The following is a 14,061-nucleotide window of genomic DNA, read 5'->3' as shown; positions in this document are numbered from 1 at the left end:
CGCGTCAGAAGCCGACGACGAGCCGCACGACGCTGCCGTCGTGAAGCCGATCGAAACCTTCGTTGATGTCATCGAGCGCGATCACGCCCGAGCGCAGCCGATCGACGGGCAGCCGACCGGCCTTGTAGAGAGCAACGTAGCGTGGGACGTCGCGCACCGGCACGCAGGTGCCGATATAGCTGCCCTTCACGGTCCGCTCCTCGGCGACGAGGCTGACGATATTCACCGGCAGCACCGCGTCCGGCGGCGGCAGCCCGGCCGTGACCGTGGTGCCGCCGCGCCGCGTCATCTTGTACGCATTTTCGAGCGCACGGGCGACGCCGGCAAACTCGAAGGCGAAATCCGCGCCGCCCGCGGTCAGCGCGCGAACCTGCTCGATCGCGTCGGGCGCCGCCGCGTTGACGGTGGCGGTCGCGCCGATCTCGGCGGCGAGCGCCAGCTTCTCGTCGGACAGATCGACCGCGATGATCTGCGCGGCGCCGCACGCGATCGCACCGATCACGGCGGCAAGGCCGACGCCGCCGAGGCCGATCACGACGACGCTCTGCCCGGGCTGGACGCCGGCCGTGTTGACGACAGCGCCGACCCCGGTGAGGACCGCGCAACCGAACAGGGCGGCGTCGGTAAAGGAGAGATCCTTGTCGACCTTCACCAGCGACCGGCGCGACACGACGGCGTAATCAGCAAAGGCGGAGCAGCCGAGATGGTGATGGATGGTCTCGCCATCCTCGTGGAGCCGGATGCCACCGGAGAGGAGCGCGCCATGCCCGTTGGCGGCAGCCCCCGGCTCGCACAGCGCCGGCCGCCCTTCCGCGCAGGGCAGGCAGTGGCCGCAACTCGGCATGAAGACCATGATGACGTGATCGCCCGGCTCCAGATCGCCGACGCCGGGGCCCACCTCGACCACCACGCCGGCGGCTTCGTGCCCGATCGCCATCGGCATCGGGCGCGGGCGGCTGCCGTTGATGACGGACAGGTCCGAATGGCAGAGACCCGCCGCCTCGATCTTGACCAGCACCTCATCGCGGCCGGGGGCGTCGAGCTCGACGGTTTCGATCTGCAGCGGCGTGCTGTCGGCATAGGGGTGCGCCGCACCCATCGTGCGCAATACGGCGGCCCTGATCTTCATCGCGCGGCCTCGCCGGCTGCGTCGGCATGGCGCGCGGTCAATGTTTCCAGGAACGACCGGATATGGTCAGGCACCGGGACGGGCCGCCGCGTGTCGCGATCGACATAGACATGGACGAAGTGGCCGGTCGCAGCCGGACGATCGCTGTCGGGCGCGAACAGCGCCACGTCATAGCGAATGCTGGAAGTGCCGATCCGCGCGACGCTGACACCGGCGGTGACGTCGTCGGGGAAGGAGAGCGGGGCCGCATAGGTGCAGCCGGTTTCGACGACCAGCCCGATGGCCGGGCTCGCGCCGGTATCGAGCAGGTCATTCTCGATCAGCATCGCGTTCACGGCCGTATCGAAGAAAGAATAATAGACGACGTTGTTGACGTGGCCGTAAACATCATTGTCCATCCACCGCGTCGCCATCGTCCGGAACCATGCGTAGTCGGCTCGCATTTTCGGCGCGCTGCTTCGTGTCGCTGTCGGTTGCTGCATCAGATCCTCTTGGTCATGCGATGGTGGGGATCAGCGCGGTCCGTGATATTGGACGTCGCTGACCGGCTCCATCCACGTCGCCGTCTCGCCATCCTTGGCGGGCGAGATGGCAGTGTGGCTCATTGAGCTCGTCCTGGTGGCGCCGTGCCAGTGGCGAACGTTGGGCGCGGTCCAGACGACGTCGCCGACATTGATTTCGCGAACGGCGTCGCCATCGGCCTGCACCCAGCCGTGCCCGGCGGTGACGATCAGCACCTGCCCGAGCGGATGCGAGTGCCAGTTAGTGTGCGCGCCCGGCGCGAACGTGGCGGTCGAGCCGCGCAACTGCGCATCGCCGGTGCTTTCGAACCGCGACGTCATCGTGGTGGAGCCGGTGAAGTTGCTTGCCGGTGCCGCGGTCGGATCCTTGCCCGGATGCGTCACCGTCAATTTCGGCGTGGGGGCGGCATCGACCGGCTTCGCCGTATCGGCGCCATCCTTCCCGGTATCGGCGAACGCCGCGATCGCAATGCGAATGGCGCTATTGGCCTTGGGCCAACCGGCATAAAAAGCGAGGTGCGTCAGTGCCTCGATGATTTCGGGTTTCGTCAGTCCGTTGGTCAGGCCCAGCCGAATATGCGAAGCGAGTTGCGTGTCGTCGCCACCGGCGGCGGCCGCGGCGATCGTGACGAGGCTCCGGTCGCGAGGGCTGAGATCGGGACGCCGCCACAGGCTGCCGTAGATCACGTTGGCGGTGAGCTCTTCGAACTTCGGCGCTGCCGCGGTCATCTGCGGGTTCGGTTCGCGCAGCCGCGGCCCGGTCTTGGCGGCAGGCACGGCCGCCGCCGCCCGCAGCGCCGCCATGTCGATCTTCCGCTCGACAAAGACTTCTTCGATCACGCTCAACGCCGAGACCGCATTCGGCCAGCCGGTGTAGAAAGCCAGTTGGGTAACCATCCCGGAGACTTCCGCTGGCTTCAGGCCATTCGACAGACCGCGGTTGAGATGTCCCGCCAGCTGCGCGCTTTTGCCCGTCGCGATCAGCACGGACAGCGTCACCAGGCTGCGATCGCGGGGACTCAATTCCGGTCGAATCCAGACATCGCCGAACAGGACATCGTCGGTATAGTCCGCCAGCGCCGGAGCAATAGCCTGCATCGACTTCGGAGCGATCGAGCGACGTACCTGCGCTTGCGCGGGCAGTGCCAAAGCCAGCCCCGCCAGCACGACGGTAACGCGGAACTTCATTGGTCGCTCTCCAGGTAAGGTACGCCGCGCAACGGAGCAGGACGGGCTCGCGCCCAGACCCGTTCGCCTCCCTTTCGCCTGATCCCCTGCGTCGAAGCAGCCGCTCGCCGGCTCCCCGAGCAGGAAAAGAGGGCCACCACTACGTCTCGGTTCATAATTACGAACAATCTATCGCATAACCGACACTTTTCGGAGTGTATGCGGGGATTGTCAAATTCAATTTGAGTGGCTGCGATGCGCGAAAAGCGTCAGGTCAGGTCCTGCCGACCGACCACCGATGGTCCGATTGAGCGCTGATCGCGCGATGACCCCGAAGGGTGGTCAGACCGCCTCTCGCGGCCTTACCGACTTGCGGGACCATGCGGACACATGCTCGAGCAGACGCTCGCCCAATTCCTTCTCGCGAGGTTGCAGGACATCTGCACTGCCAACCAGCGTAACGGCGGCCACGGCGTCGCCAGATTTGTCTTTGAGGCAGGTCGCGATCGCGAACCGGGTGCCGGAAAGGCGAATGTTGATCGCCAGACCGGTTTTCCGGATGTCCTGATATTCGGCTAGGTACGCGGCAACCATTTCCTGCTCCGCAGCGGGCCGGTTGCGCAGGAAGGCCTGGATTTCGGCGTGGGGGCGTGAGGTGAGAAGGGCCTTGCCGCCCGCCGTGGCGATCATCGACCGGCGAATATTCGAACGCGCTTCGAAATCCCCGATGGCATCGCTGCCCGCCTCCGCGATCGAAATGATGTCGTTACCGGCCCGCACCGCGAGAAAGACAGCGGCGCCAGTTTCCTCATGCAGCCGCATCATATCTTCGTGATTGACGACGCCCGCGCGCATGTGGCCGCTGGCCAGCGTCAGGCCATGGACAGCGGGTCCGAGATAGAAGCGCCGATTCTGTTCGTAGAGCCAACCCTTGGCGAGCAGGCCCTGGATGAATCCGTAGACCGAACTCTTCGGCGCGTTCAAAGCCCGCGCGAGCTCGGCGAACATCATGCCAGGATGATAGACGACCTCTTCGACGATTTGCGTGACCCGATCGACGGTGCGATGATTTTGCGGTTCGCGAACCCGACGCTTTCCATCCGCCGCGCTTTCATCCGCCACGACATCGTCGGACAGCGCGTCCAGGTCGTCGGTCGGTTCGTCGAGCGATGATGCAAGTCGTTTCATAGAGATAAATATGTCTCTTTTGCCGGCGCGGAGCCGAAGCATGCACCGGTGGGCGTCCAGCGGCAAGTCTCGGCGCTCGATCTGTTGGACATGGGCCAGATAGCGTGTCTCGCAGGCTTGACCGCGCGGCGAGACGATCTTGACAGCGGCGACAAACCCGACCACCTATCCGTAAGTACGATTAATGGTTCGTATATACGGATTCCTGCACCTCGCCATGTGGCGGGTGCGGCCTATCAGGCGCAGGCCAGACGAAGTTGGAACCGGGGAATGGCTCAGCCAGATGCGACGTCGGCGTCTTCCCAACCAGCGGGCACCCGAGCCAGCGTCCACCACCACCACGGCTTTTCGGCCAGCGTGCTAGTAAAGGAAGACGCGGCATGATGCTCTCGTTCCGCCATTCGCCGTCGCCGACGCGTGTCTCTTATGGCGAAAGCTGCATCGAGCAGATTGCAGGTGAGCTCAAGCGGGCCGGCTGTAGCCGCGCGGTGATCCTGTCGGGACGCACTCTGGCGCGATCCGAACCCGGCGTCTCGACGCTGAAGGCGGCACTGGGCGACCTGTGCGTGGGAAGCTTCGACGGAGTGGCCGAACACTCACCCGTGTCAGCGGTCCAGGCTCTGGTCGAGATGCTGCGAGAGGTGAATGCCGATGCGCTTGTCGCATTAGGCGGCGGATCGGCGGTGGTTTCGGCGCGAGCCGCGGCGATCATGCTGGGTGAAGGTAAGGAAGCGTCCGAGCTTTGCACCGTCTTCGAGCCCGGCAAGCCGCCGCGCAGCCCCAAGCTCGCGGCGCCGAAGATCCCGCAATTCATCGTCCCGACCACGCCGACCACAGCCTACGCCAAGGCTGGCGCGGCGGTTACCACCGGCGAAGCAGGTCGCCGATTGAGTCTCTTCGATCCGAAGGCTCGGGCGCAGGCGATCTTCTTCGATCCGCGCTTTTTCGCAGCCACACCGGCGGGCCTCATTCGCGATGCCGCCCTCGACGCATTCGGTGCCGCGGTGCAGGGCCTGGAATCGAAAAGCCGGCAGCCGATCGCGGATGCGATGCTCCTGCAGGCGATCCGGCTGATCCGGCGCAATCTCGCGCTGATCGAGGACGCCGCGAATGCGGAGCCGCGGGGCGAACTCATGCTGGCCGCGCTGATGGTAGGACAGGGGACGGACGTGACGGCGGGCGGGCTCGCCTCCGCGATCGGCCACAGCGTCGGCTCGCGCTTCCATGTCGCAAACGGCGTGGTGAACGCGATCATGCTGCCGCACACGCTGCGGTTCAACGCGTCGGCAACGGAAGGGCGACTGACCGATCTGGCCGAAGTGCTCGGCGTGTCTACGGCCTCGGATGGGTTGGCGTCGGGCATCGCGGACGCGTGCGCGGGCTTCTTCGCGAGCCTCGGCGTGCCGTCGCGGCTGCGCGACATCGGCATTGCCCGCGAGGATCTTCCTTCGATCCGCGATACCGCGTCCGGCGACTGGTTCTACACGCAGAACCCGCTGGCCGTGACTCCCGAGACCTGCCTCTCGCTCATGGAGCAGGCCTGGTGACGGGCCTGGCGCGCTGGCCGATGGCCTGTCTCTAGTATCGCGAGATGACCCGATCTGGGCATTCCTGGCGGGCGCCGCGCCGCCTGTCGCGATCGCGCCACACCGATGTCCGCGGCCTGCGGTATCACCTGCGTGAATGGGGTGAGCCGGGGGCGCCGATCATCCTCTTGCTCCATGGCGGGCGCGATGCATCGGGCACGTTCCAATTCCTCGTCGATGCGATGGAAGGGGACTGGCATTTCATCGCGCCCGACTGGCGCGGTCATGGGCTGACCGATCGGGCGCCCGGCGGCTATTGGCTGTCCGACTTCGTCGGCGATCTCGATATCCTGTTCGAAGAGCTGTTCGCAGATCGCGCGGCAATCGTGGCGGCGCATTCGATGGGCGCGAACGTTGCAAGCCTTTTCGCCGGCTTACGGCCGGAAAAGGTCTCGCGGCTGGTTCTTCTCGATGCGCTTGGCAATCTGCTCGATCTCAGCCCGGTCCCGATCGTGAACACGTTGCTGCGGATGCTCAATGCGCCGCGGCCGGGGCGCTCGATCCGCCCCTATCCAACCGTGCCAGCGATGGCGGAGCGGTTGCGGCGCGCCAACCCGCGGCTGAGCGAGGTACAATCCGAATTTCTGGCGGAACATCTTTCGCGGCCTTTGCCGGCGGGAGGCTTCGTCTGGGCCAAGGACATCACCTTCGAGCGAGCATTTCCGACACTGCACGACGCCGCCGAGTGGGGCCAGTGCTGGTCGCGCATCACGGCGCCCGTTTTGTCCCTGCTGTCCACTGACGACCGTGCTCACGCGATCACCAGCGATCCGGCGGAGGTCAGCGCGAGGGCGGCCTACTTCCGGAACATCTCGCTGGCCGCGATTTCAAACACGGGTCACAACCTGCACCACGATGCGCCGCACGCGGTCGCGTGCGCGATCGAGGCCTTTCTGCGGGACGAACCGGTACTTGAGTGCAGCGGCCTTGAGCCCGTCGTCGTCATATAAAGGAGAGAGTTCGAGTGGCTGGCAAAGTGACCATCGAACGTCGGGGACGCGTGGCGATCGTCCGCCTCAACGATCCGGACGCGCGCAATGCGCTGTCTACGGACCTCATTCATGAGCTGATCGCCGTGATCGGCGAAGCGGATGGCGATGCGGGGCTCAGCTGCCTCGTGCTGACCGGGGTCGGAAAGGCTTTCTGCGCGGGCGGCAACGTCAAGGATATGCTGGAAGGCGACGATCCGATGTTCGGCGGAACCCCTCACCAAATGGCCGAGGGGTATCGCCGCAACATCCAGCAGATGACCAAATGCTTCCTCGGCATCGACATTCCCGTGATCGCGGCGGTGAACGGCGCGGCGATCGGCGCCGGCAACGATCTCGCATGTCTGTGCGATATTCGCGTGGCATCGACGCACGCAAAGTTTGCGGAAAGTTTCCTCCGCGTCGGGCTGGTGCCGGGCGACGGCGGCGCCTGGTTGCTACCCCGGATTGTCGGCCTGCCGCGCGCGCTCGAAATGGCCCTGACCTGTCGGGTGCTCGATGCGCAGGAAGCCAAGGAGTGGGGTATCGCCACGCACGTCGTCGAGCCCGACAAACTGGAAGAGGCGGCTCTGGCGCTCGCCGAGACGATCGCCGGCTTCCCCCCGATCAGCGTGCGGCTCAACAAGCGGCTGATCCTCAAGTCGGTCAACATGGGGATCGACGAGTGCCTGGAATTGTCGGCCACCTATCAGGCGATCGTTCAGAACACGGCCGATCAGAAAGAAGCTGTCGCCGCGGTCGTCGAGAAGCGCGAGCCGAAATATGTCGGTCGCTAGACGCGCATCGATCCGCTGATCCGATCCATCCTATCAAGGCTCTTCGGGACAAGAGACGTCATCGTCCCGAACTGGGCCGGCATACCCACTCTCGCGTCAAGGACTGGCGATGATCGTAACAAAGCTCCACGACGATGTTCTTGAAATCCTGATCGACAATGCACCCGTAAACGCCTTGGGCCTCGACGTCAGGGCCGGATTGATGGCGGCCGTGACGGAGGCCGGCGCGGACGGCAGGGTGAAGGCGATCGTCATTCGTGGCGCCGGCAAGCTATTCTGTGCGGGCGCCGACATCGCCGAATTCGGTGCCCCTTTGGTCGATCCCGCGCTGCCGGAGGTGGCGGACGCGATCGAGGCGAGCGCCAAGCCGGTGATCGCGGCGATTCATGGGGCCGCTCTCGGAGGCGGGCTCGAAGTCGCGCTGGCATGCCATTATCGTATCGCGACGCCCGACGCGCAGCTCGGCCTGCCCGAAGTGAAATTGGGCCTGTTGCCGGGCGCCGGCGGCACCCAGCGGCTGCCCCGGCTGGTGGGCGCTGGCCCGGCGCTCGACATGATCGTGCTGGGCGATCCGATCGATGCCGGCCGGGCAGTCGGTCTCGGGCTGATCGATCGCCTCGCGGAGGCGGCGGCGCTTGCGGAGGCTGCCATCGCCTATGCACGCGAGCTACACTCCGTCCGCCGTACGGGCGACGGGACGGTCGCGGTCGATGAGGCCGTCTTCGAGACGTTCGCGGCCAAGAATGCGCGCGCGATCGCCGGATTCGAGGCGCCAGCCGCCTGCATCGAGGCCATCAAGGGCGCGGTGCAGCTTCCGCTTGCCGAGGGCATGGCGCTGGAACGGGCGCTGTTCGATCGCCTGATGGTCAGCGCGGAATCGCAGGCGTTGCGCCATATCTTCTTCGCCGAGCGCACCGCGATGAAGATCGAGGGCCTGCCGCGCAACGTGGAGCGACGCCGGATCGCACGGGTCGGCATCATCGGCGCGGGCACGATGGGGGCCGGCATCTCGATGAATTTCCTGTCGGCGGGCTTCGCGGTGACGTTGCTCGATATGGCACAGGAAGGGCTCGATCGCGGCGCGGCCGCCATCCGCACCAATTATGAAGGTTCGGTCGCCAAAGGCCGCATCACCGCGGAAGCGGGCGATGCCGCGGTCAAGCTGCTGTCGCCGACGCTCGATTTCGAGGCGCTACGCGACTGCGATCTCGTGATCGAGGCCGTCTACGAGAATATGGAGGTGAAGAAGGAGATCTTCGCCCGCCTCGACGCCATCGCGCGGCCGGGGGCGATCTTGGCCTCGAACACCTCCTACCTCGATCTGGATGAGATCGCCGCCGCCACCGCGCGTCCGCACGATGTCGTCGGCCTTCATTTCTTTTCCCCGGCGAACATCATGAAACTGGTGGAAGTCGTGCGCGGCGCCGCAACCGCACCCGACGTGATCGCGACGGCAATGCAGCTGGCGCGCAGCATCGGCAAGATTCCGGTCGTGGCCGGCGTCTGCTACGGTTTCATCGGCAACAGGATGCTGATCCCGCGGCAGGACAATGCCGAGGCGCTTTTGCTGGAAGGCGCCACGCCCGAGCAGGTGGACCGCGTTCACACCGCTTTCGGCATGCCGATGGGGCCGTTCCAAATGGCGGATCTCGCCGGGGTCGATATCGGCTGGCATCGGGATCCGGAACGGATCGACAGCATATCCGATGCGCTCTGCGCCCAGGGGCGATGGGGCCAGAAGACCAAGGCTGGCTATTACGATTATGACGATCGCCGCCGTCCCACGCCGTCGGCCATCACCGACGAGATCGTCTCCGCGTTCCGCACGAAGGCCGGCATCGAGCCGCGGGCCATCGAGGATGACGAGATCGTCGTCCGCACGCTGTATACGATGGTCAACGAAGCGGCGCTGATCCTGGAAGAGGGCATCGCGCAGCGGGCATCCGATATCGATGTCGTGTGGGTCTATGGCTATGGCTGGCCGCGTCGTACGGGCGGTCCGGTGTTCTGGGCCGACAAGGTCGGACTGTCGGTCATCGTCGCGAAGCTGGATCACTATGCCGATCGGCTGGGCTCGGATTTTCGCCTTTCGTCGCTGCTGGTCGATTGCGCAACCGCCGGCACGCGGCTCGATCGCGCGACCTGACATCGCCTCGAGCGAAGCGCCATCTCTCGATCTCCCGCCAACGAAGCGCGCCTGCGCAGGTACTCGCTCCCAAATCGTTTCTGGTGATGGCGGCATCCCGCAATTCGAAATGGACGCTCGCAAGGTGCCGGACGTACGGCGGATTTCGCAAAACGCTCGGAACGTGTCGGATCTGATCGATGACAAATGCTTCTGCCGACGACTGGTGGCTGATCATCCTCTCCTCGTTTCGTCCAGCTTTTACTGAGCCTAGTGAACGTGGCGTCGCCCTGACGCTGCGACGCTCGGCGTGAGCCAGGAAGACCCTATGTCACCAGTTTATCTGGTCGCCGGCGCACGGACGCCAATCGGCAGCTTCGGCGGAAGCCTCAAGGATTTCTCGCCGGCCGAGCTCGGCGCGATCGTCATCAGGGAAGCCGTGCGGCGTGCGGCGCTGGAGCCCGAGAACGTCCAGCACGTCGTGTTGGGACAGGGCATCACCACGAGCACGCGCGACGGCTATGTCGCACGCGTCGCCGCCGTGAAGGCCGGCATACCTGTCCAGGCGCCCGCACTCGCGCTGAACCGGCAATGTGGTTCCGGCCTCCAGGCGATCGTGTCCGCAGCGCAGATGGTCGCGCTGGGCGAGTGCGGCGTTGCGGTTGCCGGCGGGACCGAGACGATGAGCCGTGCGGCGCATGTCGTCAGCGATGCCCGCTTCGGCCGCAAGATGGGCTCCATCACCATGTCCGACGCCTTGCTGGAAGGGTTGAGCGATCCCTTCGAAGACTTTCACATGGGCATCACCGCGGAGAATGTCGCCCGGGATTATCAGATCACCCGCCAGGCACAGGATTGCGTCGCGCTGGAGAGCCAGCAGCGCGCGTCACGCGCGGTCTCCGAGGGTCGATTTCAAGAGCAGATTGTCGCCGTGGAGATCAAGGACCGCAAGGGTATGCGGCTTTTCGACACCGACGAGCATGTGCGCGGCGATGCAAGTATCGAGGCGTTGGCGGCGCTGAGGCCGGCTTTCTCGAAGGACGGCACCGTGACGGCGGGCAACGCGTCGGGCATCAATGACGGTGCCGCCGCCGTCGTGCTCGCATCCGAAAGCGCGGTGACGCAGCACGGACTGAAGCCGATGGCTCGCATTCTGGGCTGGGGCCATGCCGGCGTCGAGCCGAGCGTCATGGGCATAGGACCGGTCAAGGCCGTCCCTATCGCGCTCGAGCGTGCCGGCCTGAATCTGGACCAGATCGATGTCATCGAATCCAACGAGGCTTTCGCGGCTCAGGCGGCGGCGGTTGCGCAGCAGCTCGGGTTCGATCCGGCGAAAACCAATCCCAATGGTTCCGGCATCGCTTTGGGCCATCCGGTCGGCGCGACGGGCGCGATCCTGACCATCAAGGCGATGTACGAACTCCAGCGCACCAACGGCCGATATGGGCTCGTGACGATGTGCATCGGCGGCGGTCAGGGAATTGCAATGGTAATCGAGAATTTAGGATAATATCTAAGACTATTCGGCGCTAAGGCGCATAATACAGACAATAATAACAAAATAACGCCTGTCGCGAAAATCGCGATTTCTTTGGCAAATTCTAGGGGAGGTCTGAATGACCATGAATTACACGTCGTCCGACATTCGTGCGCTGTCATTCGTGCGTGGCAAAGCTTTAGCGGTATTGTTGTCCACAACAGCTGTGTTCGGGCTGAATGCCTCGGCGGCTTGCGCGCAGGCTAATCCCGCCGCGGCGGCCAGCGCCCCCGCTCCGCAGGCGTCTTCGACGATCGGGGAGACACCGGAGGCGGCCGAGGCTACCCCACCACAGGCGAACGCCCAGCAGGCGCAGGATATCGTCGTTACGGGCTCGCGCATCGTCCGCGACGGCTACCAATCGCCGACACCTCTGTCCGTGATCGGCGCCGAGCAGCTCGCGACCAGTACCAGCCCCAACATTGCGCAATATGTCACCAATCTGCCGGTCTTCGCCGGTTCCAGCAGCGGCCGTTCGAGCACGACGACCGGCGCGAACGGCACGTCCGGCATCAACTCGCTCAATCTTCGCTCGCTTGGGCCCAACCGTACGCTCGTGCTGCTTGATGGCCATCGCGTCACGCCGGCGGTCGCGCTCGGCTATGTCGATGTCAACGCTTTGCCGCAGGCGCTGATCTCGCGCGTGGACGTCGTCACCGGAGGTGCGTCGGCGGCCTATGGATCGGATGCGGTCGCCGGCGTCGTCAACTTCGTCTTGAACCGTTCGATGACGGGGCTGACGGGCGAGGTCTCGAGCGGCATCACCAATTACGGCGACAATGAAAGCTACAAGGCCAATCTGGCCGGAGGCGTCGCCTTCGCCGACGGCCGCGGCCATATCCTTGCAGCCGTCGAGCGTGCCTACGAGGCCGGGATCGATCCCGGCGCGCGCAGCTGGACGCGCCGCGGTCGCCAGCTGCTCGCCAATCCTGCTTATACGGCGACGAACGGCCAGCCGCAGCGCCTGGTCTACGACAATATCGGCTACATGACCTCCGCTCCGGGCGGTGTCGTCAGCTCCGGACCGCTGCGCGGGACGGGGTTCGGGCCGGGCGGACAGGTTTATGCGCTGAACTTCGGCGATATCCAGGCCGATCCGTTCATGCGCGGCGGCGGCTGGCAGGCGAATGATCTGCGCCCGACCAACGCGATCGCGCCTGAGGAAAAGCGCAGCATGGCGTTCGGGCGTGCAAGCTTCGAAGTCAGCCGCGCCCTGAATTTCTACGCGCAGGGTTCGTACGTCAAATCGCAGACCGACGCAGTGTCGACGACGTCCTACATGATCGGGAGCAGCGGGCCGCTGATCCAGCTCGACAACGCCTATCTCCCGGCTAGCGTCCGGGCGCGGATGGTCGCGGCGGGCGTCACGTCGATCCGGGTGGGAACGCTCAATTACGATCTGGGTCTGAACAACCAGACGACGCAGCGGATCGCGACGTCGTACACGGCGGGTGCGGACGGCAAGTTCGATATGCTGGGCGGCAGCTGGGACTGGGATGCCTACGGCCAATATGGCCAGAGCAAGAACCATGTCAGCTTCCCGACCAACATTTCGCGCAGCCATTATACGCTTGCGACCGATGCGGTGCGGACGGCGTCGGGCGCCATCGTCTGCCGCTCTACGCTGACCAATCCCGCGAACGGCTGCGTCCCGTATAACGCGCTCGGGACCGAGGTGAACGATCCGAACGGCGCTGCGGTCGCCTATATCCGATCGCCGAGCATTTCGGATCTGAAGGTCGAGCAGACGGTGGTCGCGGCCTCGCTGTCGGGCGAGCCTTTCTCGACCTGGGCGGGGCCGGTTTCGGTCGCGTTTTCGGCCGAGTATCGCAAGGACAAGGCGTTCGGAACGGTCGACGCAGATTCGCTGGCCACGAACCACATCTACGCGAACTATGCGCCGATCGACGGTTCGACGAACGTGAAGGAGGCCGCTTTCGAGACGGTCGTTCCGTTGGCCAAGGACAAGTCCTGGGCGGATTCGCTCGAACTGAACGGCGCCGCGCGGTATACGAAGTACAGCTTGGCAGGCAGCGTGACGACGTGGAAGGCCGGCGTCACCTATTCGCCCATTCCGGACATCACCTTCCGTGCCACGCGCTCGCGCGATATCCGGGCGCCCAATCTGCAGGAAACCTTCCTGCCGGCGAACACTGCGCGGCAATCGATCTTCGATCCGTTCACCAACACGACGCCGGCCTTCGATCAGACGACGACCGGCAATCGCAACCTGAAGCCGGAAAAGGCGGATACGCTGGGCGTCGGCGCGGTCTTCCGTCCATCCTTCATCGAAGGGTTCAGCGCATCGGTTGATTATTGGTCGATCAACATCAAGGATGCGATCTCGATCATCTCGGCAGGCGACGTGCTGCTGCTTTGCTTCGATGGCTCGAACCCTGCCCTGTGCAACAACGTCACGCGCGTGAACGGCGTCGTCACCCAGGTGGTCAGCCAGAATATCAACATCGCGAGCCAGAAGGTGCGGGGGCTGGACTTCGAGGCCACCTACCGGAAGGATCTCGATTTCATCGGCTTGCCCGGAAATGTCGATCTGCACGCGAACTTCACGCGGTATCTGGAGGATACGATCGACAACGGCATCAGTGCTCCGCGCAAGGCTCTCGGTGAGAATAGCGGCACCAATCCCCCGTTGTGGCGCACGACCGTATCCCTCGGCTATCATCTCGACGCGTTCAGGATGACGGTCACCGGCCGCGGCCTGAGCGCGGGCAAGCAGTTCGCCAACTATATCGAGTGCACGTCCAACTGCCCCGCCAGCACCACCGATCATCCGACGATCAACGACAATCATATGCCGGGCAGATTCTATCTCGATCTTGCGTTCAGCTACGACATCAACGTCGGCGGTTCCAAGACGGTCACGACGTTCCTGAACATCCGCAATCTCACCAATCGGGATCCGGGGCTGTCGGTCACCGGAAACGCTTTCTCCAATGGCGCGAACGCCATTCTGTACGATGTCGATGGCATCGCGTTCCGGGGCGGCGTGCGCTTCAAGCTGTGACGAAAAGGTGTCGCCTGC

The 14,061-nt window shown here is 64.7% G+C and carries 10 protein-coding genes; 6 read left to right on the top strand and 4 right to left on the bottom strand.

What is annotated here, in order from left to right; all coding sequences use genetic code 11:
• Window positions 1-4: 4 nt before the first annotated feature.
• The 4 genes from Q4F19_RS06730 to Q4F19_RS06715 form a co-directional block, all read right to left on the bottom strand.
• Window positions 5-1,129, bottom strand: coding sequence for a zinc-dependent alcohol dehydrogenase family protein (locus tag Q4F19_RS06730; protein WP_303540948.1), 1,125 nt, complete (start codon window positions 1,127-1,129; stop codon window positions 5-7).
• Window positions 1,126-1,542 carry an acyl-CoA thioesterase gene (locus tag Q4F19_RS06725; protein ID WP_303540947.1) on the bottom strand — a complete coding sequence of 139 codons (417 nt, stop codon included), beginning with the start codon at window positions 1,540-1,542 and terminating at the stop codon, window positions 1,126-1,128. Before Q4F19_RS06725 ends, Q4F19_RS06730 begins: the two co-directional genes overlap by 4 nt.
• Window positions 1,543-1,641: 99 nt before the next feature.
• A complete protein-coding gene (locus Q4F19_RS06720) occupies window positions 1,642-2,838 on the bottom strand; it encodes a (R)-mandelonitrile lyase (RefSeq protein WP_303540946.1) in 1,197 nt (398 codons plus the stop codon).
• Between the two features lie 321 nt (window positions 2,839-3,159).
• Window positions 3,160-4,170, bottom strand: coding sequence for an IclR family transcriptional regulator (locus tag Q4F19_RS06715; protein WP_303540919.1), 1,011 nt, complete (start codon window positions 4,168-4,170; stop codon window positions 3,160-3,162).
• A 215-nt stretch (window positions 4,171-4,385) separates the two neighbouring features.
• On the opposite strand from Q4F19_RS06715, the gene Q4F19_RS06710 reads away from it, so the two are divergent.
• The 6 genes from Q4F19_RS06710 to Q4F19_RS06685 all read left to right on the top strand — a co-directional run bounded on the left by Q4F19_RS06710 (window position 4,386) and on the right by Q4F19_RS06685 (window position 14,043).
• Complete coding sequence (locus Q4F19_RS06710; RefSeq protein WP_303540917.1) at window positions 4,386-5,552, top strand: iron-containing alcohol dehydrogenase family protein; 1,167 nt, start codon at window positions 4,386-4,388, stop codon at window positions 5,550-5,552.
• 44 nt (window positions 5,553-5,596) lie between these two features.
• On the top strand, window positions 5,597-6,541 hold the full coding sequence (locus tag Q4F19_RS06705; protein ID WP_303540915.1) for an alpha/beta fold hydrolase: 945 nt from the start codon (window positions 5,597-5,599) through the stop codon (window positions 6,539-6,541).
• 26 nt (window positions 6,542-6,567) lie between these two features.
• Window positions 6,568-7,356 (top strand): enoyl-CoA hydratase-related protein, encoded by a 789-nt coding sequence (locus Q4F19_RS06700; protein ID WP_303540914.1) that lies wholly within the window; start codon window positions 6,568-6,570, stop codon window positions 7,354-7,356.
• A 109-nt stretch (window positions 7,357-7,465) separates the two neighbouring features.
• Window positions 7,466-9,502 (top strand): 3-hydroxyacyl-CoA dehydrogenase NAD-binding domain-containing protein, encoded by a 2,037-nt coding sequence (locus Q4F19_RS06695; protein WP_303540913.1) that lies wholly within the window; start codon window positions 7,466-7,468, stop codon window positions 9,500-9,502.
• A gap of 307 nt (window positions 9,503-9,809) precedes the next feature.
• The gene (gene bktB, locus Q4F19_RS06690; RefSeq protein WP_303540911.1) at window positions 9,810-10,991 is read left to right on the top strand and encodes a beta-ketothiolase BktB; all 1,182 of its coding nucleotides are present in this window, start codon (window positions 9,810-9,812) and stop codon (window positions 10,989-10,991) included.
• A gap of 178 nt (window positions 10,992-11,169) precedes the next feature.
• Window positions 11,170-14,043: a TonB-dependent receptor domain-containing protein gene (locus Q4F19_RS06685; RefSeq protein ID WP_303540909.1), complete on the top strand. Its 2,874-nt coding sequence runs from the start codon at window positions 11,170-11,172 to the stop codon at window positions 14,041-14,043.
• The last annotated feature ends 18 nt before the right edge of the window (window positions 14,044-14,061 follow it).

It is taken from the genome of Sphingomonas natans (genome assembly GCF_030546695.1).
In the GTDB taxonomy this organism is placed as follows: domain Bacteria; phylum Pseudomonadota; class Alphaproteobacteria; order Sphingomonadales; family Sphingomonadaceae; genus Sphingomonas_I; species Sphingomonas_I natans.
The sequence above is the reverse complement of the archived record's forward strand: the minus strand, read 5'-3'. Positions and strand labels throughout refer to the sequence as shown.

What these genes read in the sequence shown, in the direction of transcription:
- Q4F19_RS06730 (WP_303540948.1), bottom strand. Translation starts at nt 1,129, where the DNA reads ATGAAGATCAGGGCCGCCGTATTGCGCACGATGGGTGCGGCGCACCCC.
- Q4F19_RS06725 (WP_303540947.1), bottom strand. Translation starts at nt 1,542, where the DNA reads ATGGCGACGCGGTGGATGGACAATGATGTTTACGGCCACGTCAACAAC.
- Q4F19_RS06720 (WP_303540946.1), bottom strand. Translation starts at nt 2,838, where the DNA reads ATGAAGTTCCGCGTTACCGTCGTGCTGGCGGGGCTGGCTTTGGCACTG.
- Q4F19_RS06710 (WP_303540917.1), top strand. Translation starts at nt 4,386, where the DNA reads ATGATGCTCTCGTTCCGCCATTCGCCGTCGCCGACGCGTGTCTCTTAT.
- Q4F19_RS06705 (WP_303540915.1), top strand. Translation starts at nt 5,597, where the DNA reads ATGACCCGATCTGGGCATTCCTGGCGGGCGCCGCGCCGCCTGTCGCGA.
- Q4F19_RS06695 (WP_303540913.1), top strand. Translation starts at nt 7,466, where the DNA reads ATGATCGTAACAAAGCTCCACGACGATGTTCTTGAAATCCTGATCGAC.
- bktB (WP_303540911.1), top strand. Translation starts at nt 9,810, where the DNA reads ATGTCACCAGTTTATCTGGTCGCCGGCGCACGGACGCCAATCGGCAGC.